At 70.9% G+C, this 25,919-nt stretch carries 1 protein-coding gene (running past one end of the window); it reads left to right on the top strand.

Translation table 11 applies throughout. The annotated features are described in order from the left end of the window. Positions 1–25,919 carry the 3' portion of an MFS transporter gene (locus QMK34_RS15105; protein ID WP_326414575.1) on the top strand. It extends 25,549 nt beyond the left edge of the window, so 25,919 of the gene's 51,468 nt are visible here — the last part of the coding sequence; its start codon lies off the left edge, out of view; the stop codon is at positions 25,917–25,919.

Genomic DNA, 25,919 nt, shown 5'->3' with positions numbered 1-25,919 from the left:
CCACGCAGGTCCGCGTGGTGAAGCCGGTGCTCGACGGAGCCAAGGCCGCGCTGGACGCCGCCGCTGACGCGGCGTCCCCGATGGCCGGTCACCAGCTGTGGCCCACCGTGTCGGCGGCGCTGGACGCGGCGCGCGGCGCGCTGCGGGTGGACCCCCACGGGGCGGCCTTGACGCGGGCGTTGACCGGACTGACCGAGACGGCCACCTCACTGTCCACTGTGGACGGTATGGGTCCGGTGGAAATCGCGATGCTGAACGCGGCGGCGGTGCTGCGCCGGGCGCTGCCGGTGCTGACCGCGACCGATGTGCTGCGACCCGGCTTCGGCACCGGCCCGCTCACTCCGGCCGACCGGCAGAGTGAGGCCGAACTGGTGGCACGCGCGGAGCAGATCGCCGCGGCCACGCCGGAAACCGACGGCGGCCATCTGCTTCACCTCCGGGCGCAGTCGATCCGGCTCCAGCAACTGCGGCAGGCACTGGCCAAGGCCGGGCTGGCGAAAAAGATGGACGACCTCGTCGACGTCCGGCGCGCCCTGCTCGGCGACGCGGCCCGGCGCGTGGCCGAGCAGTACGGCGGACGCCGTCGCCCCCGGGTCACCCATACCGCAGACCGGTGGTGGGTCACGAAGACCCTGCTCGAGCTGGGTGCGGTGACTGGAACGACGATCACCCCGGCCGATCCCGGGATTTACCAGATGCGCTACGACGGTGGGGAACTCCTGCTGGACATCCCGCCGCCGCCCGCCGTCATGGACCTCACCCACGCCCGGTGGGCCTTGGCAGGCGCGATCGCTCAAGCGGTGGCGGCGCACCGTGGCCTGTCCGGACCCGAACTGTTCGTCCGGCACGCGCTGGACGACGCGACCCTGGCCGCGCTGCGGCGCGGGGACCTGCCCGAGCGCGCGGTGAAGGACGCCGGTATCGCGGTCTGGTGGACCGCGTTCATCGAGAGCTGGCAGCAGGCCCCGCGGTGGCAGCGGCTGCTCTGGCGCCCGCTGCTGCGCCGCAAGGCCCACGACTCGGGCTTCCTCGGCGGAAGGCCGGGCAACCCAGACCGAGAGGAGAAGCTCGACGCGTTGCGGGCCACCCATCCCGCCACCGCTGACTGGCTGCGGAAGGAAGCGCGCCGAGGACCGCGCGCGCGGCCGCTGCCAGCGCCGGGCGAGGACCGGGAACGGCTGTACCTGCCCCTGTTCAGCGAGCACTCGCTGCCCGGGTTGGTCGACCTGCTCACCATTCACGAGCGCTCGTTCACCGTCCGGCTCGAGCCCGGGGGGACCGCCGTGATCGAACGGCCCGACCTCGAAGTGCGCATGACCACGACTCACGCGCCACTGCCAGGGAACAAGGATTCCCGGCTGCTGCAACCTTCTGCGACTCTGTTCGACGGCATCGTCGACAGCGCGCTGGACGACCGCCGAGGCGGCCATGAATGGCTTGAACTCCTCTACGGCGCGGTCAGCGTGGCCACCAGAACGCCCGTGTCACCCACCGCCGCACAGCTCGCGTTGCGGGAGCGGAATCTGGCGGCCGCGTCCAGCACGGCGGACAGGCGCCTGCAGCTGGGCGACCTGCGAGCTCACGTCGACACCGTGGACCGCACGACCCTGAGCCCCGCGGCCGCGGCGTTCGTGCTGCGGGCGCTCTTCCCGGGGCGCGCGAAGTCCGGCGACGTGGAACGGCTGGGTACAACCGGCCCGCTGCCGGGCAGCCCGGCGCCGAACTCCAGACTGTCTCCGGAGGCCCGCGCGAAGCTCACCAGCGGCGACCGTCCGTCGCGAGTGGCGACCTACCCGTTCTTCCTCGCCGGGTGGGCCATCGCGCGGATTCCCATCGGGCTGATCACCTCCGCGCTGGGGATCCTGCACGGCCTCGCGCCGGTGCGGGCGCTCGCCACACTCGCGTACGAGGTGGTCAACGCCGTGGGCAACTCGCGGATGATCTACCTCAACGAGACCAACACCAACAAGACGCAACGCGAACTGGTGAAAACCCAGGAGGAGCGTGGCGTCGCGGGTCGCGCGTCGGCGGGTGACAAGGTCTTCGACCTGCTCAAAAACGCCATCGCACCAGGACGGACGCACCAGACGCCGCCGGAGCGGGAGAACGGCGAGGTGCTGGCGAGCAGGCACGCGGACACCAGGGCGGGCGCTGTGCGGTTCACCCGCATCCTGGCCGCGGGTCTCCTGGGCGCCGCGGCGCTCGTGGGCAGCGCGGTCGTCGCGGGCTACTCGACCGGCGAGTGGGAACTGGCACGGGGCCTGGCCACCATGATCGCGTTCCAGTGGCTGCTGTCCTCGATGAACCAGCGGGCCCTGTCCAGCCGCGAGATCCGGCTCCGCAGCGCCCAAGAGGCCTTCGACGACAACCACGTGGAGGCGGGCCAACGCCGCCTCGCCGCGGACAGCACCGCGACGCTGACCGGCCGCCCCGCACCCGCGCTGGGTGGCGACGTCTGGCACACGGCGCCGTTCGCCGGCACGCGTCCGTCGCGGACCCTGAACTGGATGGATCAGCTGATCGCACGGCAGTGGGGTGAGCTCTACCCCGCGGTGATCGGCGCGTTGTCTGTGTACTTCCAAAACCCCTCAGCCGCCGCGATCGTCCTCGCCTCCGGTCTGGTCCGCTGGATCGTCGGCGGCTGGGTGTCGACGAACTTCGCGCTGCGCAACGAGCACCCGCTGCTACGGCTGGTCTCCCACCTGCGTCTCGCCGTGGAAGGAACGCGGGACACCGACGTCCAGCGGGCCATCGCGATCGCCAGGACACGGGGCGGGCTGCCCAGGTCGGCGCTCACCCCGGTGCTCCCGGACCACACCTCGCCGATGCGGGAGCAGACCGGCAGGAGGCCGGTCTGGCAGTTCATCGCCTACGCGGCCTTGCCGTCGACGATCATCGAAATGATCCTGTCGCTGGGTGCCAACCTGGTGCCCTCGAAGCCTCTCAACCTCACCACCGCCAAGCAGGCGGGCGAGCAAGCGGGCCTCTATCACCAGAAGGCCCAGACCTACGCCGGGAGCGACACGGCCACCGGTATCTACACCCCCGCCGCCGACTCACTCCTGGGCCTCGAGTCGGCACTGACCCGCTACGAAAACCTCAAACTGACCTACGACCTGAACCCGAGTCCCGCGAACCTCGCCGCCATGGACCAGGCCGAGGTGGCCACCCAGCACGCCAGGTCCGCCGCGCAGTCACTCACCCAGGCGGCGGTGGAGTACGACCAGGGCAAGACCACCACCACGGGCGTGGTCAACGTGGGCAGCTACAACTTCTTCGGCGCCCTCGGCGGGCTCATGACCTGGCTCAAGGAGATCCCCTCCGAGGTCAGCGCCGCGCTGTGGACGATCCTGAAGGCCTCCGACCAGATCACCGAGTCCTATGTGGACGCCGCGGCGAGACTCGGCGACCAGCTGGCCGCCGGGGAGCTGATTCCCACCGGGGTCACCGACCCGAATCACGGCGAAGGCCCCGTGTTCCCCGCCGCCCACAGCAGCCGGTCCGGGGAGGAACCGCGGCCTGACGACGTCGATCAGCGCCAGGCGCGGACCGGTGCTCCGGGCGGACAGTTCTGGACCGGGGTGCTGGTCGGCTCTGCGGCGACTGGCTTCGTCGCGGCTGCCGCGAACCTCATCCTCCCCGGCGTCGCGCTCACGACCGTCCTGCTGACCGCCGCGGCAGTCTCGGGCGTCGCGGCGATCTTCCGCGGTCAGTCGCGGCCGCGGCGGGGGGCGGCAGACCGAGCCACGGCACTCGCGGCGGCCAACGCCACGCTGGCAGCGGCTCGGGAATCGTTGGCGGAGGCTCAGAAGGCTCTCGCGGCGAAGAGGGCCGTGAGCGACGCTGTCACCTCCCAGCTCAACTACTTCGAGCAGGCATTGCTCGACGTGTGGGCGGACCACCTCGACAACCAGAGCATGGCGCTCCAGACGGCAGTCATGCAGAACCTGCAGCGGGCGGTGCAATGGCTGATCGACCGCTACGAAGGCCAGCTTCCCCAGATCATGGCGGAGATCAGCATCCAACTGCCGGTCGCGGTTCCCCCCGGTGCGCTCGTGCACTGGATGTCCCGGACGCCGCGGCGTCCGGGCCTCCACGCCGTCGGTCCCCGTGGTCTCGCCGTGGCCGAGGCCGCACTGACCGCCGCACTCGACACCATGCTCAACGACGAAGCCCGCGACCGGCTCGCGCTGTCGAAACAGATCGAACACGCACAAAACGCGCTGAACGCGCAGCGGGACGAACTCGAAGAAGCCGCCGTCGCGGTCGCCGCGGCAGAAGCCGGGGTCCGCGCCGCGAAGGTGGCCGAACAGGGCGCCGAGCTGGCTGTCAAAAAGGCAGAACAGCGCGGCCGACGGAACCCTGCCGCTGCCCGGCGAGCCTTCGGTACACTATGGACAGTCGCACGGACCTGGGTGGAGCGTCTTGCCCAGCCGTTCCGGACCTGGCTGAGCACCGCCTCCGAGCGGCAGCTCGCGGCACTGAAGTTCGTCGTCCTGCCGCTCGCGGCCACGCTCGTCGTCGCGGCGGTCGCCGTGCTCGCGTACCTGCTGGCCCAGCAGGTGGCCGCCGGGCTGTTCGGCAGCGCGGTGTTGCCCCTGGGCGCACGCTTCTTGGGAACGAAGCCCACCGAACGCCGCGCGCCCCCAGGTGTCCTGAAGGCCGGGGCACCACCCACCGCGGTGCACCCGGCGGTCGCCACACCGGCCACCACCACGGCGGCGCATACCGTGCGCCCGCAGGCACGCGGCCGCGGACCGCCGTCGCGGACCACTCGCGTGCTCCGGCGGCTGGCCGCCGCGGCGACGGTGCTCGGCATCGTCGCGGGCGGGCTGTTCCTGGGCGCGGGCATCGCCGAGGCGAGCACACCCAGCGCACCGGCCGCCACCTCCTGGACGTCCACCGCGCTCACCGCGGTGAGCTACCTGGCGGCCGCGGTCCTGGCGGGTTCCGTGCTGGAGCGGATCGGCCACGCAGGGTTCGCCCGCGCCCATCCGCACCTGGCGGCCGGTCCGACAGCCGCCACCTCGGCGGTGCCGGACCTCGTGTTCAACCTCCGCAAGGGCACGGCCTCACGGCTCCCGCTCCGGCTGCGCGGACGCCAGGGCCGGGCGCTGGCCGCTCAGGTGCGCCAGCGCCTGGACGCGGTCCGGGCGGCACAACGGGAACTCGCCGCACTCGGCCCGCGGGCACGGAACGAGCCCGGACCGGAACGGCGGAAGCTCGACAAGGCCGTGGAGGACGGCGTCTTCTTCGCCGTCCTGACCGCGAGCCTGCCCGCCGACCGCACGAAGCAGCGGTTCGACCGGGCCGCGCTCGGGTTCCGGCTCGCCACCCAGGGCACCGTCGTCGGTGACTACGACGGATGGGGTGGGGCGATCATCCGGATGACCGGCCTGTTCGTGGTCCCCCTCGCCATGGCCTACGGCGTCAGCATCGGTGACGCCATGCTGCTGTCGATCGTGGCCGGGATCAGCGGCTCCGTGTCGCTGTTCCTGTTCTCGGTCATCGGCAAATACCTGGGCCTCAAGACGATCCAGGCGATGCCGGTGGTCGCGGGCGTCGCGTTGGTGGGCATCGCGCTGTCCCCGAGTTGGTCGGTGGCCCTGGTGCTGGGTGTCGCACTCGGCGCCTACGACGCGACGGCGGGAATCGCGCTCGACAAGCTGGACTGGCATCCACTATCCGCCGCCCAGGACGCCCGGCGGATAGCCGCGTTCGCGTCGGCCGGTGCCCTGGCATGGGCTGTCGTCCCGACGATCTTCGTCGTGGGCAGCAGCGCAGTCCCGGCCTTGCTCGGTGCGAGCCCGGAATTCGCCGTCCGACTGACCCTCACAGCGCTCGGCATCGCCACCATCGCTCGCGGCCCGCTTTACCGCTGGTCGATGGCGGGCGGTACCCCGCCGAACGGCGAGATACGGGCACCGGCTCGAGGCCTGCGCGGCAGGATCGCCGCCGTCAGGGAAGTCCTCAATGACATGAAGACCTCCATCGACCGCATAGTCAAACGGATACGCGCTTACCCGGCGACGGTGGGCCGGCTGGTGTTCTCACCCATGGCGCACATGTTCTTCACCGGCATGGCCGCCACCATCCTGCTCGGGCAACTCGGCATCCTGGTCACCGCGCACTTCCCGGAAGTCGCCTCGGCCGTGCTGTTCTACGAGGTCGGCATCAAAGCCCTCGGCTCTCAGGTACTGAAACGAACACCAACCATCATGAGATGGCTCAGTGGTGGCAAAGACAATCCGAAACGACTGCTCATCGCCAGCACGGCCACCCAGCTGACGGTGCTGCCCGCTGCGCTTGTCCTGCTGCCCACCGCGGGGCTGGTTGCCGCGGCCGCACTGTTCGTCACGTTCATGCTGGCCGACCTAACCTCACAACTGTCGGAAATCACGATGTTCGACTACGCCCTGGACGGGTCGGCCAAAACCCGGGTGTTCAGTGGCCGCGTCGCCGGGATGTTCGCGGCGGGCAACATGCTCGGGCTCTGGCTCAGCAGCAAACTGGTCACCGCGCTGGACCAGCATGTCCCCGCCGAGCAACTCGACATCGCCCGGCACAGCACCGAACTCCGGTTGGTGCTGACCTACACGGGCGCGGCCCTGCTCACCCTGCCCATCGTGTGGGCGATGAGCCACTTCTCCGGCCCGCCTTTGCGCGTGCTGATGGCGCGGATAGGAGCCCTCCACCACGAGGAACATCCCGAGGACGAGCCACACCACATCAAGGAACACGCGGCGGAACTGGAGAGTGTCTTTGTCGCGACGGCTGTTCACGACCAGGGGACGGCCACCAGACTTCCTTCGGTTGAGCTGAACAAACTCACTGACCTCGACCGGCTGCTGCTGGCACGACTGCGGGCCGCGCTGAGCGGGAGGAACGACCAGGACCCCGGGAACGGGCCGAAGGCACGGGTGCTCATCGGGCCGGTCCTGATGGCGTCGCCGCTGCTGGTGCCCGGCCTCTCGGCACCGATGTCGCTCGGCTTGGTGCTCGCCGGTGCGGGCCTGACCGTCGCCGGGGTCGGCGGCCGTGGTGGTGTACGCGGCGGTTCGGCCGTGCTCAACGCCGCGCACGCGCTCCTGAACGCCGCCCGCGGCGTCGCGACCACGGTCACGACGACCGCGATCCGGCTGGCGCACCTGCTGGCCCGGATCCGCGGCCCGCCGTGGCTGACCCGCGCGCTGGTGCTCCTCACCGCGATTCCCGTGCTCTCGCTGCTGAGCGAAGGCACGGCGATCGCGGACGTGCTCACGCCCTCGGCGGCCACCACCACCGGCACAGGCTGGGTGTGGCCCGCCGTGACGACGGCAGCGGGTCTCCTCGCGGCGGCCGCGCTGCACCGGCACCTCAAGGCAGGGCGGGACACCGCGCGGTCGTTCCTCCCGCCGGTCACGCGGGTGAGGGCCGCCGCCGGTGGCGAACGGAGGAACTGGTTCAACCGCAACCAGGGCGCGCTGGTCGGGTTGTTCAGTTCGGTCGCGCTCACCAGCGCGCTGTTCGCGTCGTATCAGGCCTTCTACCTGACGCCCAACTATCCCGGCTCAACCTCCACGCAGGTGGCTCTGTTGTCCGCCTACGGCTGGGGAATCGGCCTCATCGGCTTCACCCTCAACGCGCTCTACGGCAACCGCCTCGGCCAGAAATGGTCACTCGGCACCGCGATCGTGGGCAGCGTCGCCGTGATGGCGCTGCCGCTGACGCCACCCAGCTTCACGCTGCTGCAAGTCGTGTTCTCCGCCGCGGGCGCCTACTCCTGGGCGGCGGGGCTGTTCCAGGCCCGAATGGATCGGCACCGGCTGAGCAAGGAGGACGACGAGAAGCGCCGAAACCAGTTCGTCGTCTGGGGCGCCATCGGCCGGGCGGTGCTGCCGCTGGCCGTCGCGGGCACGGTGTGGGCACTGGGCTACCACGCCGGGAACTACACCCTCGGCGCCACTTACGTCGCACTGGCCTTGGCCACGTGGGCGTCCGTGCGTGGCGGGGCGGAGGTCGAACTCGCCCGGCAAAGCCGCTGGCAGATCGTCGTCTCGCCACTCATCGCCATCAAGGCGGCCTGGAACCGCACGTTCTCCTCGCCGCGGGCGCTGCTGCTGTTCGTCGCCGCACCGGCGTTGCTGGCCACCGTGGCGGGAGTCGGCAACGGCATCCTGCTCGCGCCGCTCAACCCGCTGCTGAAGATCCACGAACCACTCGTGACCGGGGCGGCGCTCGTCTGGTACGCGGGGCTGCTCACCTTCGCGTTCCGCACACTGGGAGCTGTCTCGAGCTGGCTCCAGCCGAAACTGAACAAGCGGCTGCCCGCCGTCCTCAACCGCAACGCGCTCGTGTACACCACCGCGACCACGCTGCTGCTCGTCGGTCCCGCGGCCGTAGCCCTGCACCTGGCCCCCAGCACGCTCACGCTGGTCCTGTACTACCTCGCCGCCGGGATCGCCATCCAGTTCCCCCTCGGCCCCACCACCACCGGGTACGTCTTCGGCGGCCCCGGAGTCACTCGCGTCCTGTTCGGCGTCCTCGGCGGCGCCGCGCTCGGCGTCATCCTGTCCAAGGCCACCATCCTGCCCGCGGGCAACATCACCGCGACCCAGCTGCCGCACGTCGAAGACGTCACCAGCAGCACCTACCTCGTCATCTCCGCGACCTCACTCGTCGTCGCCTATGCCGTCAGCAAACTCAAGATCGGCAACGTCAAGGACCTCACCACCAGGCTGTCCCAGCTCAACCCCGCCGACACCGACCGGATCATGAGTTACTTCCCGGCCATCGGCGTGCTCACCCTCGGCGACCTGACCAGCGTGACCCGCGAGCAGCTCGCGGCGATGATCCTCGACCGCGTCCACCCCGGACTGGCCGAGGACGAAGGGGTGGCCGCCGAAGTCAGCAGCCACGTCGATCAGATCGAGCAGGCGCTCGCCGGGCTCGCCCTCCAGCTGCGCACCACACCGGCCGACTGGAGCCGCCTCACCTCCTGGCTCACACACCACCGGGTCGCCCTGGCCACCGCCGCAGCCGGAATCACCGTCCTGGCCACCACCGGCTCCCTCGCACTCGCGACCCAAGCCGCCGTACTGGCCGCCGCGACCACCTGGGCCGTCATCCAAACTCGACTCGGCCCGCCAGCGAAAACCGACCCCGACCAGCCACTCGCCCTCCAGCCGAGCACCACACCGGCTGACTGGAGCGGCCTGACCTCCTGGCTCACACACCACCGGGTGGCCTTGATCACTGCTGCGGCCGGGACCCTCACGCTGACGCTGACCGGCTCCCTCGCACTCGCGACCCAAGCCGCCGTACTAGCCGCCGCGACCACCTGGGCCGTCATCCAAACTCGACTCGGCCCGCCGCTGAAAACCGACCCCGACCGGCCACTCGCCCTCCAGGCCACGGCGAGAATCCCCGACAGCGTCGTCCGTGCCCTGCAAGCCCTGCGAGACCGCCTCGCCGCAACAACCGGGAACGCGAGGAATCTGCTCACCAGGCTCAGCCGCGACCCCGCGACCGTCACGGCCTCGGCCACCGGAATCCTGACCTACGCGCTCACCCGGTCCCCGGCGCTCGCGACCGACGCGGCCGTCATTGCGGCGGCGACCGCCTGGGTCGTCGTCCAGTTGCGCCGGGAACGCGCCCCGCCGACCGAGCGCGAGATCGCCGAATGGGCGAGCGTGCGACCGGCGGCCTATCCGGCCGCCCGCACCTGGCTGCCCATCTGGCGCCTGATCGCCGTCACCCAGCACACGCGCGCCGCCGTTGGCAGCCACGTGCGCGGCTTCACGCTGGACGACGTCCGCCGCGGACTGGCCGGTCTGCTCCCCGCGACCGCACCCGCCTGGGCACGCGCCCTCGCCGGGGAGGCCGCCGCGCGCCTGCGCACCCGGCCCATGACCGCGGCACGGGCGCTCGTCGACCCGTTGGTCGCGCACGGCCTGCTCGTGGCCGACGACCACGCGGGCACCACCTACTACCGCCTTCCGGACGGCCTCTCCGGGCTGCTGGCCGGGCTGCCCGCGGAGTACGCGGAAGCGTTCCTCGCCAACCCCGGGCGCCTGATCGGCACCCACCTCGACCGGCTGCCGGTGGCCGAACTGGCCGCCGTCCTCACCACCGAACTCCGCACGGCACACGAACGCTGGGGCTTCACCCGCCCCGTCCACCGCGAGCTTGTCCCGTTCCGCTTCGGCTCACCCGCGGAGCGGCTGCTCGCGCGGGACCTTCGGCGGATCAAGCAGACCAGGAGGCTCATCGACGACCTCGAACGTCTCATCGACGACGCGCGGCGCATCGGAGCCGCCGAGGTCGCCGGGCAACTCGGCACAACGCTCAGCGACGCCAGTACCCGCCTTGGCAGGCTGATCGACACCACCCGCACCACGTCGATCATCGCCGGAATCACCATCGACCGCACTGAAGTGATCGTCCAGAAAGCCGCCCGGCAGCGCGGTGCGGTGACCAACACCAACCACTCCGGCAACGCACCTCGCCGAAGCCCGGCAGCCCTCACTCTCGCGGCTCCGGCCTACCTGATGCTGCCGCTGCTGGTTCCCGGCCTGTCCGGCTTCGTGCTCGCAGGTGTCGGCCACGCGCTGCCCTGGCTCCTGCCGATCGCCGCGGTGAGCCTGCTCGGCGGGGCCGCGCTGGTCCATCGCACGCGACGGCTGCAGCGCGAGGCCCACCAAGCCGCAGTGGCACTCGACAACGCGAAGACAGCGCTCGCCGCCGCTCAGGCGGCCGCTGCCAGGACACACGACGAAGCGAATCAGGACACCACCCCCGCGCTGAACGCCCCGGCGGAGGCCGCCGAGCAGACTCTCCGTGAAGCCGAGGCGGCACTCGCCGCCCTGCTCACCGAAGCGTCCACAAAGGACTCTGCGACCAACGTCCGGCGCGCGATGGTCGCCAGCATGGTCGGCAACCTCATCGAGTCCTATGATTTCCTGCTCTACGCGCTGGCGGCGGCGGTCGTCTTCCCGACCGTGTTCTTCCCCAGCCAGGGTCCCGTGCTGGCCGCCGTGCTCTCGTTCTCGACCTACGCCGTGGCGTTCCTGGCCCGCCCGGCGGGCGCGGTGGTCTTCGGCCGCATGGGCGACCGGTTCGGCAGGCGCCGGGCACTGGTGATCACCGTGTCGATGATGGGCTCGGCGACCGTCGCCATCGGACTGGTGCCGGGCTACTCGGCGATCGGCTCCGTGGCGGCCGTCATCCTGATCGGTCTGCGGATCGTGCAAGGCGTCGCGCTGGGCGGCGAATGGACGGGCGCGAACCTGCTCGCGATGGAGTCGGGTCCCCGCGACCGGGTCGGCTACCGGACCGGGTTCGCGCAGTCGGCGAACCTGCTGGGCATGGCGATGGCGAACCTCGCCGTGCTCGCCGCCCGATCCTGGCTGCCCAAGGCGGACTTCCTCGTCTGGGGCTGGCGGATCCCGTTCGTGGCCAGCGCGGCCTTGCTCGGCGTCGGACTCTGGCTGCGCTTGCGCGTCAAGGAAACGGAGGAGTTCACGAAGCTGGCCGAAGGCGGCGAGACCGTCGACAAGCCCGTGCGGGCGATGATCCGCGGACAACCCGGCACACTGGCGCTGACCACGGTCATGAAGTTCGGCGACATGATCGCCTACTTCGTGTTCACCGTGTTCACCCTCGACTACGGCAGCCGGGTCCTTGGCTACCAGCAGAATTTCCTCCTGCTCGCCGTGGCGGGCGCGGCGCTGGTGAACGGATTGGCGACCCCGCTGGTCGGGCGCCTCGCCGACCGGCTCGGGCACGAACGCGTCATGCTGACCGGCGCGCTGCTCACCGCGGGGCTGGCCACGGTGTTCTTCCCCTTGCTGAGCCTCGGCAACCCCATCCTGGCCGCCGGGCTGATCTTCACCGGACTCTTCGTGTACACCCTGATGTACGCCCCGCAGGGAGCGGTGTACGGCAAGGCGTTCAACCGGGCTTGGCGCTACACCGGCGGCGCCGTGGCACTCAACCTCGCCGGGGTACTGGCCTCCGCGCCCGCGCCGATCTTGGCGAGGCTGTTCACCGAGATCGGCGGCATCCCGGCGCTGAGCGGCTATGTGGCGACAGCCGCCCTGATCACCGCTGTGGCCATGCACCGCCTCGCCAAGAAGATCGCGCCGCCGTCGGCCCGGCGCGGGATCTTCCGCCGGATCGCCGACCTGTTGCGCCACCGGGGCGGAGCGCTGGCTACCCGGGAACCGACCAGGAGGGAGACCGCCTTCCTGCGGCGGATCATGCCCGCGCTCTGGCTCCGCGGAGAACGTCTGCCGCCGGAGATGTCGGACCTCGCGGACCACCCGGCAGCGTTGCTCGACCGGGTCAGGGTGGTGACGATCGGAGACTTGCTCGACCACGGCGTCCGGCCCGCGCTCGCCGCACGGTTGATCGCACTGGGGATTCCGGACGACACCGGCGGCAAGATCGTCCTGGTCGCCGAGCGTCTTGACCAGGCCGCGCCGCTGATCGAGGCGGGCAGCCTCCCGGCGACCTGGGTGCACGACGTGCTGGCCTACGAACGTGACCACCGGCTCGACGCCAAGCCGGGCCGGGCGCGCGCGGCGAAACTCCTGCGCGACCAGCTCGAAACCGCCGTCGGCGGAGGCAGCATGGACGACCGGCGGGTGCCAGCCACCAGGGCCCAGAAGCTCGGTACCCGAGCCGCTGTGCTGGCGACAACGCTCGGTCTGGGCGTGCTGTCGGTGCCGATCGCCGACGCCGCGACGGTGACGAGCCCAGCGGCGCAGATCGGCGCCGTGGCGCTCACCGTCCTCGCGGCAGCCGGTCTCGTGGCCGGGGCGAGGTATCTCCACCGCCGCACGACCACCCTCCACACGGAGACTTCGGGTGCCCGGCTGATCGCGGCGCTCGGGCCGACCAAGGGCTGGGCCGGGCGGCTCGCCGGACGTGCCGCCGTCGCCTACACGCTCGCCGGGAACGCCCTGCTCCAGCTCGGCACGGCCTGGGAGCGCACTGCCGCCGTGTTCGGCCGGGCGGGTACCCGGCGGATGACGGTCGCCACCGCGCTCGTCGGCACCGACTTGGGTGCCGCTTTCCTGGCGGGCACCACCCATTCGCGCTCTCTCTCGGTGAGCGCGACTGTCGCCGTCGCGGCCGTGACCGCACAGCTGGCGTTCTCCCTGTACCGCGGTCGCAGTCCACCGCTCGGACTCGCCCACCCCCACCCGACGTGGCTCGGGACACGTCCGGCGCACCCCGGGGCGACGAGCCTGGGGCTGGCACTGTGGCAGCTACTCGCCGCGGCGCGGCACTTCCACGCCGAGACCGGCGGCGACACCCGGGGATTCACGCTGCCCGACATCGCTTCGGCGCTGCGCGGACTCCTCCCGATCGCCGCGCCCGAGTGGCTGCTCAGCCATTCCGACGAGCTCGCGCTCAGGCTCACCGGCACTCATCCGTCCACTGTGGAGGGACTGCTCACCGCGCTGGCCGACCACGGCCTGCTCGCACGGACGCCGGACGAACACGGCGTCCCCCACTACCGCCTGCCGGACGTCGTCACCCGGCTGCTCGCCGACCTTCCTGGCTACGCCGAGGCGTTCCTGAGCAACCCCGCGCAGATGGCGGGCACCGAACTGGACCACCTCGACGCCCGTGACCTCGCGACGGCGATCCGCGCGGCGCTGACCACTGCCCGGCGGCAGTGGGGCACGGACCTTGGCCGCTGGGGCGGCGGGCTGCCACTGCGGTTCCAAGGCCACTGGGCGCGACAACTCGCGACGGCGCTACGCGACATCCGCGAGCGGCGCCGTCAGCTCGCGGCCCTGGACAAGCTCATCAGCCAGGCGGAACGCGCACAGCCCGCACTCGTCACCGGCCTGCTCGCCACCCGTGACACCTACTTGGCCGACGTCGACGCGGCCGTGAACCACGCGCACGTCCTCGGCGCGGCGTCCGGGCTCACCGTCGCACGGGCAGGCCACCTGATCACCCGCGCCCGGCTGGGCCTTCGCGCCCAGAACGACGCCTGGCGGAACGGGGACACCGCGGGCCATCGCCGCACGTTCTTCCTGGCGGGCTCGTTCGCGTTCGGCGTCGCGCTGTCGAGCACCTACGCCACGTCGATCATCTCCGGCGGAGAGCTGTACCCCGTCACGCTGGCCGGGGTCCTGGTCGGCGCGGGACTGCTCGCGCCCTGGTGGAACCGCTGGTCCCGGCGGTGGCAAACCGTGGGCTCCCTGCTCATGGTCGCCGGTGCCTACCTGTTGCTCGCGACCGGTGTGCCCGGCCAGCTCACGATGGCGGCAGCTCTGCTCGGCGTCTTCGGCAGCGCCTGGTCCGGCATCAACCAGCTGATGGACGACTGGGTCGCCACCTCGGTGAAGAAACGCCCCGAAGTGAAGCTTCCCGGTACCACGCGAAACCTGCCCGTGGTCATCGTGGTGCTGCTGCTCTCGAGCATCCAGGTCATGCAAGACACGCTGACGCGCGCGGGTGCCCCCGGGGTCGCGGCGCTCGTCTCCGCCGGGTTGCTGGTGATCGCGGCAGGGGCCGCGGCGCTCACCATGCCCGCCGAAGACCCGGACCGGCAGCGCCCGGAGCCACGGGAGTTGCTTTTCGGTCCCTTCGGCGGGCTGGTCCGTCATACGCTGGCCGCGCTGGCCGCGCTCGTGCTGGGACTGGCCGCGGCCACCATCACCGCCTATGACGGCAACTGGCGGCAAGCGCTGCCCGCCGACTATCTCTGGGTCAGGACACCACTGGCCTTCGGGTTCCTCGGCGTGCTCGCCGTACTGCTCACCATCTCACTGACCAACGACGTCAGGGCCCTGCGCAGTCCGGGAAACACCAAGACAGACCTCGTCGAACGGTCCCCCGCCGTGTTCGTCGTCATGATGGGCGCCTTGATGGCGGCGGGGAGCACCGCCGCGTTCGCCGGTGCCCACCTCGGCGGCGGCTGGCAGGTACTCGGCATGGTCCTGGAGTCCGTATTCGGCGAGGCGGGCTCGGTCGGGATGCTCCTCGGCCTGCTCGGCCTGTTCGGGAAGTACATCCCCGCGCGCGACCGCGGCCTGGCGTTCACCGGCGCCATCTTCGTCAAGTACGTCTTCCAGCCCTCCGGCAGCTGGCTCAGCTCCCGGATCTGGGCGGGCGCGACTCCGTTGCCCGCGGGCTGGGGCGGGGTGACGCTGCAAATGGTGACGACCGGGTGGGCCACCTTCGCCGTCGCCATAGTCATCTGGGCCTTGTACGGCCGCGCGCGCGGCGACCGGCAGCAGTGGCGTTCCCAGCTACCGAAGGCACCCGTGAACCGGGCGGCCCTGCTCATGGCGAGCACCGCCGCAGGGCTCACCGCCCTGGGCTCCTACGTCGGGCTCGCCGCGCTGGGCGGGTTGACGGCGTTGCCCGCCGGTGTGGTCAAGGCCGTCTCCGGGGCCGTGGTCATGGCGGGCATCGTGGCAGCCGCGCAACGGGCAAGGCGCGCGTTGTCCTGGTCGGCACCCGGCACCTGGGTGCCCCCGTACGCCGCGCCTCGCCCGACGCTGCGCGCACGAGCACCACCGCTGCTCGTGCGAACGGCGGCCGTCGTCGTGATCACGGCCGGGCTGATGGCCCTCGTGTTCACCGGCACCGCCTGGGGCGCGAGCGACGCCCTCCCCCGCACGCCCGCGATCGCCCCCTGGACCTGGCTGGTCGTGGCCGGTGCGGTGGCGGGCGGGATCCTGGCCGTGGCCAAGCGGACAGGTCTGCGCTCGTGGCTGGGCCGCAACCGGGACTGGCGCGCGGGCTACAGCCGGGGCCATCGTGCGCTGTTCGTCCCGTTCGCCGGGCTCATCTGGGGACTGGGCACCGCGTCCATCGGCACCACGGCCGTGCTGACCGCGGCCGAGCTGGGGCTGCGAGTGGGTCAGCTGTACGTGGTGGCACCGCTGGGCGCCGTCGCGGGCCTGTTCCTGATCCGGCCGAAATGGCACCCGGGCTGGCATCTGTCCCGCAGCCGGATCGCCACCGCGTCGCTACTCGGCCTGTTCGTCTTCTACGGCCTGTTCGCCGCCGGGGGGTCACCGGTCCTGTTGTACGCGGCCACCTTCGGGCTGGGGCTGTTCGGTGCTTCGATGAGCGGAGCGAACCTCTGGGTGAGCGATTACGTCGCGGAGTCCAACCGGCGGCTCACCGAAACCGGCACGACGAACCACCGCAGCGTCAGCAGCGTCACCATGACGGTGAACGTCTACTTCGGACTCTCCACGGCCGGCACCCTCCTGCTGCAAACCTGGTTGTACCACGCGGTTTCCCTGACCGCGGCCGCGCTGGTCTCGGCAGGGCTCATGGCGGCCGCCGCCGCGGCCACGGTGTACCTCGGGCCGCCCGAGGTCAGCGACGTCACGTCGGCCAAGACTCCCGTGCGCCCGGCGGCGGCCAAGCCGGGCCTCGGCCCGATCGCGGTGCTGAACACGCTGCGCCATCCGCTGGTGCGGTGGGTCGTGGCCCCGATCGCCATGGTCGGGATCGCGGCGACGATGTACGAGACGGGCTGGCGTCCCGCGGTGGCGGCGATCGGCGGCGGCCCCGTGCTGGTGACGCTGTTCAACAACAACGCGCTGCTGGCGAGTATCGCGCTGACCGTCGCGTCGGTGGCGCTGGACAAGCGGGTCAAGACGACCGAGGCGGAAAGGCAGGGGTACCTCTACCACCACGCTTCTGGCTTCACCCTCACCATGGCCGGGCTGCTGGCCGCGGGCGGCCTGGCCTGGGTGGCGGGTGACCGGCTCGGCGGCGGCTGGGTCGCCACCGGGATCGGCGCCGCCGTGTTCCTCGGCACCGCGGGCTACATCGGCACCGTGCAGGGAATCCAGCAGCTCCTGCGGCGGCACCTGACCGGACGCGAGCGGGAACTGACGCTGAGCGCCATCGGCATCGTCCGCTACCTGTTCCACTCGCTCGGCGCGTGGCTCTTCGTGCGCGCCGGGGAGGACGCGCTCCCGGGGTTCTCCGGGTCGCTGGCGGTGCCGGGCCTGATGGCCGTGAGCGGCTTGGCGACCGTCGGCGGGACCATCGTGCTGATGCGGCACACGCTGGGCAAGTCGCCCGGACCCGCCGCAGCCCGTCCGGCACTGCTGGAGCGGCTTCTTCCCTTGCTCCGCAAGCTCGCCTTGGTGCCGGTGCTCGCGAGCACCCTGCTGTTCCCCTCCGCGGCAGCCCACAACAACACCCACAACAGCACCCCCGACGTCAGCCACGACGGCACGGTGGCCGCCGTCCACAGCCCGGAAGCCGCCGGGCGTCGCGGCCCGACGACGTCGCCTTTGCCCTCCGCCACACCGATACCTGGCCGCCTGTACACGATGTCACCTGGCGAACTGCCGGGCGCCATGGTGAGCAGGGCGAACCGGGCGGGCACCGGCGCCGAGACCTCCTTCGAAGCGATCATGCGGGCGAACGGGATCACCGACGTGCGCCACTTCCCGGCACACCGGCCGATCCTGCTCGCACTCGTGCCGCCGAACACGCTGGTGACCAAGGAGAACACGACCTTCACCGGACTCGCACTGGCCTTGGGCGCGACTGGGCGGGCATGGGCCGAGGCAAACGGCGGTGCACTGGTCGTCGGGCAGGAAATCACCGTGCCCCCCGGTGTCGTCCTGCCGGGCACTCCCCTGCCGCAGCCCGCGAAGCAGCCGGTGGAGTCGCCGGTGCAACCGCCTGCCCAGCCGGTGCCACCGGCCCCGGCACCGCACGGTCACGGTCTCACCCCTCTCGGCATCGGTGGCCTGGCCGCGGTGGCCGTGACACTGGCGGCGATACTGACCGGATGGCGTTTCCGCCGCCGCACCAAGGTCGACGGCGTCATCGCGCCGGTCACCGAACCGTGGCTCGCCAATGCGCCGATGACGCGATCAGCCCTGTTCGGTGTGGTGCTGGGCATGATCACGCAAGCCAGGCGCGAAGGCTCACCTGACGCTGTTTCCCTCTCCGCAGCAGAGATCCGGCAGAATATCGACGCCTACGCGCGAGAGACGGGCCGCCGTTACCGTCTCACGATTCCGGCTGAGCACTTGGACTGGGACGACGGCTGGCTGGCCGATCTGGTCGACCACGGCTTCCTGACGGTCGACGACAACGGCCGTTATCGGATCGCGCCGGAACTCGCGACGCCACTGGACCACACGGTGGTGCCGTTCGAGCACGATCTGGCCGCGAATCCGCGCGCGGTGTCCACGTCGCTGAGTGCGCTGGACGATGTCGAGGTGGACAAGACTCAAGCGCGTCAGGCCCTGCGTGACCTGACACGCGTGATCGCGGCCGCGGTCCGTCAGTCCACAGGCAGCACAGAGCTTCTCGGCGTGGAACGGGCTGAAGCCACGCAGCGAATCATCGACGCGCTAGGCGCCTCGGTGACACTGCCGCCCCACCACGACGGGATCGACACCCGGCTTCAGCAGCTACGGCAAGCGGTCCGCGAACTGCTCCAAGGCCAGTTCAACGGTCCCGCGCTGACCGCGCTGGGTTTGGCGGCCAACGGGTCCCGGGCGCCCCCGTTCGTGCTGGTACACCTGCACGACGAACGTCTCGGAGCCCAGCGCGCGGACAACCGTGTCGAGGTGGATTCGCGCGGCTGGCTGCGGGTGCACGTCGTGGCCGAAGCCGGTGACCTGGTGAACACAGTCGTGCGTGACCACCTCGCGGCGGAGATCGGCTTCACCACGGACTGGCGGCGCGAGGTCGTCGCAGACCTGACGGAGCGCGCCACCGACCCGGAAGCCGCCGCCGACTCGTGGCTGACCCGACGCTTCCTGACCGGGCTCGACAAGCTGGCCGCGACCAGCATCGGCAACCTGCGGGAGGCCGCCAGGCTCCTTCGTGCCCGGCGAGATGACGCGACAACCCTTCCCCTGCCGTACCCCGGCGTGTGGCGGAACGTGTTCGCCACCCACGCCGCGCAAGCCCTGCGGGAGGCCGAAGACAGACTTACGCTGCTCTCCGCGCGGGGCGTCGAAAGCCGGAAACACGCTGCCGGACGAGCTGTCGCGCGTCTTCGCGGCCAGCTGGCCAAGTACCGCACGGCACCGAGCGTCCGCACTACCCGGTACCGGCTCGGACCTCCCGGGCCGGGCAGGATTGCGGCGTGGACCTTCGGTGCCACGGTGGAGATCCTCGGCATCTACGGCCCGGCGGTGCTCCTGCCCGATCCCGGGTTCCACCTCAGCGGCGGGACGTTGTTCTGGGTCGCGATGACGGGCAACCTCGCCGGCTTCGTCCTGCAGCAGACCTGGAGTTCGCTGTCCAGACGCGGCCTCGCGGTCACCTCGATGCTCGCGATGGGCATGGCGTTCACGGCCTACGGCCTCGCGCAGTCCGCTCCGCTGTACCTGGCCGCGGCGTTCTTCGTCGGCTACTTCGGCAATCCGTGGTCGGCGATCTACGATTTCATCAACGAAAAGGTGTCCCAGGCGGACAGTCATCGTCAGCGGCGAGGCGAGAGTGCACAGCGTTTCGGCGCGAGCGCGATCATCCTCGTCGTGGACTTCGGGGTGAACCTGGGACTGAGCGTGCTGCTGGACCGGCTGTCGGCACTCGGCGCGCACCTGGGCGGGCTGGTCATGGCCGGACTCGCCGTCATCGGCGCGGCCGCCATGTTCTCCACGATGACGCCCGAGCGGCCGGACCGGGCGATCCTGCCGTTGAAGGTTGCCCTCACCGGCTCGCTCACCTCGCTGAAGAACCCGTTCTACCTGGTGACCGCCGTGTTCGCGGCAGTCGTCGGCTTCACGATCGAAGCGTTCGACGGCGTCCGGGTGCCCGCGCTCAACCTGACTGGGCACGCGAGCGCGGCAGGCTGGACCGCCTACGGAGCCACGATCTCCGGGGTGCTCCTCCTCATTCCGGCGCTGACGCGGCTTCTTCAGCGCCGGACGGCCATCTTCATGCTCATCATGGCCGTCACCGTGCTGGGTGGCGGTGTTTCCTTCTGGCTCGGCGCGCACGTCGCTCCCGTGCTCTTCCCGCTCGCGGTCCTGGTCACCTACGTCTTGGAGGAAGTCGGATCGAACGGGGTGATCGCGGGCCGGTACGAGATCGCTCACCGGCGGTACCCCGGCGAGGCGAACGACCAGAAGCGCACCTTCGGGAGCACCGGGGGCAATTTCCTGAAGACCGCCGGGCAAGTGGCCGGCGCGATGGCGGGTGAGCAGGCGCTCGCCGGGTTGCTGCCGGTCGCGGGCACGGGAGTCCCGGGCGTGGCCACCGTGATCCTGGTGGCCGGGGCGGCGACGATGATCGCCTTCGCGGTGTACTGGGCGGCGTTCATGCGCGGTGACCGCGCCGGGCCGCCGGTGTTGAGCGGGGCTGCCGAACTACGCGCGCGGATCATCGCGGCGGGTCCCGTGGTGCGACGGTCGCGGGCGGTCTACGAGCAGAGGGTGCGGATTCGCGACCAGCTCGCCGCCTGGCTGGCCGCCACCGGCATGTCCCCCGGCGAAGTGCTGGTACTGCTGGATCTCGCGCCACACGACCTGACTCGCATCCTGGGCGCTGTGCGCGGCCCGCGCGCGCCACCAGGGGTGCCCGACGTCATGAACGAGCGGGCGGCGGCCGCCGCGACACGGCGGTTGCTCGATGCCGCGCACGCCGAACTGCGAGCCGCGCAAGAGCAGGCGCAGGTGTTGCTGGATCAGGTCGCCGACGCCGAATCGGCCGAAAATCTGTTGCTGCGGAAGCAATTGGGCCTAGACCGTTTCAGTGAAGCCGCCAGGCTGGACCGAGCGGCCGAAACACTGTCGCGCACCTTGATGATCGACCTCACCGATCCGCACCACCGCAAGTTGACCGCGCACGATCGCGCGCTCCGACGGGCGCGATCGGCCGAAGACCGCGAACACGCGCTGGCCGCCGCCCACGCCGCTTTGCGTGAGTTCACCGACGAAGTCCACTGGCTCGTCCAGCGAGGCGCGCGAAACGGTGTGCCTTCGGCGTTGGCTCGGTGGCGTGCGATGGTCCAGGGGCTCCGCAGTGCGGTCGTGTACAGCGACAGTCACGACGAACTCGACCAGGGTGGGCTGTCGCGGCGCGAGGGGTTGAAGGGACTGCTCCTCGGCGTCGCGGTGCTGGTCATGACGACCGCGGCGGAATACTGGCTCGCCAGCCACTCACAGAGCGCGACCGTGTGGGTCAACTGGCTGCACGACGTCACCTATTTGAGCACGATCCCGCTGGTGGCGTGGTCGCTGTCCACCAACTCGTCGTTGGCGAGACGACTGAGCGGGTACACGATCGCGGCCTCGATCGCGATTTCCGTGGGCATCGCCGCCCACACCGTCCTCGCGACGATTCTCGATCCGGTGGACGCCCCGTACCCCTGGCTGGTGCTGCTCGCCGGAACGGCGAGTGTGACCGGAAACCTCGCGGCGGCCAGGATCTGGCTGCGCAGCGGTCGCCGTCACGGCGTCCGCCAACTGGAGTACGCCGGCAAACACGCGTCCGCGCGGTTCCGGGCGGGCCTGGGTGTCGCCGTGACCGGTGCGCTCGGTGGCGGTGCCACCGCGACCGTCCTGATCGGCGCGGTGATCACGCTGTGGATGGTCCAGAACGGCTGGTCGGTGTTCTCCGACGTCGACCCGGCGTCGGCGGGCCGGATAAACCAGCAACTCGGAAAGGCCTACCACCGGCTTCGCGGCCCGCACAGCCACACCTACCGGCTCGCGCTCGGCAGGGACAAGGTGGCCCCGCTCACCGCCAAGCTCCACGCCGCCCGCGTGGCCATGATCGCCGCGCAGCAGGTACAGCGGGACGAAGATCTGGAGGCGGCGCGAAGCGCCGGGAAAGCCGCTCTCCACCAGGCAGAACGTGAGTTCACGGAGATCGCGGCCACGGCTGCCCGCCGGATGACGATTCGCAACGTCCAGGCCCTGTTGAAACGCGCCACCGACGAGCACTACTGGCTGCTGGAAGAACTCAGCCAGGACCAGGCCGGTGAAGCGGACCTCTCACCACGAAAGATCGACGCCGCGATGCGGAGCGTGCATCGCCGGGCGCTGCGGCTGGGCATCGCGATCCATGAAGCGGAAACGCGGGTCGGCGGCCCCCTCGCCAAGGGAATGACCCACCAGCAGGGCGCGGCGGTCCCGTTGCTCGTGGCCCGGCTCGGCGAGCACGCCGGGCGGCACACCGCCAAGTCGTCGAAATTGCCTTTCACACCGGGGACAGTGCTCCACGTCCTGCCAAGGAATTCGACCGTCGACGATGCCTTCGCCGCCGCCGGGATGCCCGCGGAACTGCTCGACGGGCTGGAGATCTACACCTGGCGGGACGACCGCGGGGTCGTGCACCACCTGATGTTCGCCCCCGTCTTCGAGCGGTGGCAACGCTGGCTGGCCACACTGCCCCACGAGACCTTCACCAGGATCTTCGCCCTCGTGCTCAAGCACGAAGAGCGTCACCTCGACGAGCCCCACTGGATCGGCCACGACGCCGAAGTCCAGTACCTGCTCGACTTCCTGGACAGGGTCGAGCAGGTCACCAGTGCCGGTAGGGAAACCGGCCTCACCCAGCTACTCGCCGACCTCTTCGCGCTGGAGCAAGCGACCACCGTCGAGGACGCCGCCAGTGCGTTCCTGCTCGTCGACCACGGCCAAGGCGGCGCTGATCCGGAAGGGGAACTATCCCGCCTGACCCAGCGGGCGATGAGCCGTGTCGGCTCCGACCAGCAGTCGCAGGCCGGGGTCGACGCGCTGCACGACGAGGTCACCGCCCTGCGGGACCGGATCCGGCGAGCCCATCCCGTCCGGGCCAGGGTGCCGGGCACCACGCTGAACACGATCGCCGCCAAGCTCGACCATCTCGCTTTCACGCTCAAACCGTGGGGCGGCCTGCACAGCGCGTTGCTGACGCAGTCGGTGCCGTTGTCCGCGACAGCCAAGCAAGTGAAGCGGTTGCGAGGCAGGGAAGCACCCGAGCAACTACTCCGCCATTGGAGCACGACGGTGCGTCCCGCGCTCATTTCCGGCTACGGCGGAAGTCTGGACGAAGCGCGGTGGCTCGAGACCGTGGCCGGGGCGTCGCGGGAGTTCCTGCTGGGCCGGTCGGACGGACCGAATCTGGTCGCGCTGGGGTTCGGCGGCGGAAAACTCAAGGCCACCGTGAAGGAGCTGACCCGGCCGTTCACCCATCCGGTGACCGGGCTGCCGGTCCGGTCCGGCCATCTCGACCGCGGTGGCAGGCTGGAGCTCTACGTCCTGGACGGCGCTGGCGTGGCCGAGGAGCTGCTGCGGGCGAGGTTCGGTCCAGCCATCGGGTTGACCCCCGGTCAGCTCGAGGTGGCCGCGAAACTCGTCACCGTCGCCGCGACCGGCCGGTTCGGCACCACGCTGCTGCCGCCAGGTACCCATGACGCGCTGACCGAACTGCTGGACGCGGCCCTCGAACCCACCACCGCGCTCGGCACGTGGGTGCGGGCGGTACCGGCCGGTCTCTGGGGCCCCGACCAGTACGGCTGGCTGCAGCTGGACGTGCTGCTGAGCAACGACATCAACGCGCAGATCGTCGGGCTGGCCGGGCTGGCCGCCGCCGACCAGGCACGCAGCCTGGCGAACCGGAAACCGGCAGGTCCAGGCTGGGGTGTCGCCGGTGCGCTCTTCGGGACCGTCGTGGGCCGCATGCTCAACGACACCGGTCGAGCACCCGAAGCGGTCGAACTCGCTGTGTTCGTGGTGTCCCTGGCGCTTTTCGCCGAGGTCGTCGCACTCGCCATGGTGGCGGCGCAGAAGCTCATAGGCCGGGCCAACCGGCGCACCGTTGAAGCGTGGAGGCGGGGCGGGCGGCCGGCGATCTTCGCCGCGACCGGCTTCCTGACCGCAACGGATCTCCTGCTCTGGCAAGGATCCGACCTGGGCACACTGACCGTGCTCGGCGGTCTCGCCGTACTGGCGATCACCGGCTTCCCGAAGATGGGTGCGGCCAGGCTGTCCGGCCGTGGACTCGGCGTGTTCGCGCAAGCCCGGCTGCGGCGGTACCTCGCCGACGCGGACGTCGTACTGGCGGGCCGCGAACTGGTTCCGCCGGGCACCCGGGTCCCCCACGGGCACACCGTGTTCCTGCACGCCCGGCCGCTACCGGTGCGAGGCCTGCTCGCGGTGACCGCCGGCCTCGGCACCCACCTGTCGGCGGCCGATTACGACCTGCTCAACGCGCTCTGGTCGGCCGACGAGGTGCGCCGGTTCTTCGAGCACGAAGGCGGTCACGCCGAGGATCCGGGCGCGACCGAACGGACCGTCACCCGGCGTCACCCGCTGCCCGACCTCTCGCCCATCCTCGCCGCGCGGGTGCTGACGCTCCTGCGAGCGAGTCCCGGCGGTGTCCGATCGTCGCTGTTCGTCCGGTGGAAGCTGGGTGTGTCACGCGGTCAGCTGGAGTCCGCGCTCGAGATCAGCCCATGGCTGACGATGGCCGGGAGTTCGGTGCGACTTCGCGCCGCGGCGGCCGAGGGTGTCCTGCGGATCGCCACCAACGCCCCGGACACGCTCCTGGCTCGGCTCGTCCCCACCGGCCACGACGAAATCCACTGGTCGATCGACGACGGATACACCGGGTTCGGCCTCGCCGAAGTCGTCATGGCGGTGCGGCCGGGCGGTGTCCTCCACATCACCGACGCCGCTCCCGGGCGGCTCGACCAGCTCGCGGCCGACCTCGATCGGCTCGGCATGACCGGCATCGTCGTCCGTGGCCGAGAACTCCACGCGGACAAGGGCTTCGTCGCGCCTCCGGCGAATTTCGCCGAGTTTCATCGACGCGCGGCCAGCGCGGCCCAACTCGGGTCGCTCGCACTTCGCGACGGCCCGGAGCCGGAAGGCGAGGCCGAGGTCAAGACGCGTCGGGCGCGGCTGAAGGAGTTGACCCGCCGCTCCGCCCACGCTGTCGACCGCGCGGAGCAGTTCGAAGAGCGAGCAGCCGCGCTCCTCTGGCCGGGCAAGACACTGTCGGAGGCGCCGACGCTCAGCCAGGATCTGAAGGACAGGTCACGACACGTCTTCGAAGCCCGTCAACGTCTTCGCGAGCTGGAGAACGCCTTACGCGCGGCCGGAGCCGCCCAGGTGGACGAAGCGCAGCGCGCCTGGGAAACAGCGCGAGCCGAGCTGAGGCGCCTTCACGACGAGGTCCTGGACAAGGCGATCGAAGACGGTCTCCCGGCGCGTAAGGCCGCGCAGGTGATCGGGAGGGCAGCCGAGCTGCCGCAACGCTGGTTCCGCCCCGTGATCCTCGGGCTGCTCGGCGGTTCCGGTGCCGGGCTGACGTCGCTCGGCGCGATCGCGACGGTCCCGCTCGCCACGTCGGCCGGGCTGACGTTGACGAACGTGCACCTGCTCACCAGCGGGGCCATCGCCGTCGCCTTGGCAGGGCTGCTGCTCCTCCCGAGTCTCGGCGCACGGTTCAGGACGGTCATGGTGGTGTCCGCGCTGAGCACGCTCGCACTGGTGGCTCTCGGCGTGACGCCCGGCTACGCGCTCGTGCCCCTGCTGCTACCGGTGCTGGGGCTCGCCGGTGCGGTCGCCGGTCTCAGCACCGGCAGCGTCAAGGCCTTCGCCCTCGGCGTCACGACCACGTCACTCGCCTTCGTCCTGGCGACCGCCCTATCCGGCCTGCACCTCGGTTTCCTGGTCGCGGCGGCCATCCACGCCACCCTGACCGCCTCGGCCTGGTGGTCACTCCGGGCGTCAGCCGAACCGGCAACCACTATCCACAGAGGACTGGAAGGCCACGCCACACGGCCGATCGACTCCCTGCTCGAGTTCTGGCGCGAGGCGTCAGCCCTGAAGCGCGCGCTGGTGCTCACCGCCGCCCTCGCGGTCCTCGTTGCCGCACTGGACGCAGCGGGCGTGCTCAACATCCCGTTCGTGCACTGGCTCGGGATGGCCGCCGACGACTTCCGGGAACAAGTGGACCTCACCGCCAGGCCACCTTAG

Source organism: Amycolatopsis sp. H20-H5 (assembly GCF_035828755.1).
Lineage (GTDB): Bacteria > Actinomycetota > Actinomycetes > Mycobacteriales > Pseudonocardiaceae > Amycolatopsis.
This window is presented reverse-complemented; position numbering and strand designations above follow the sequence as displayed.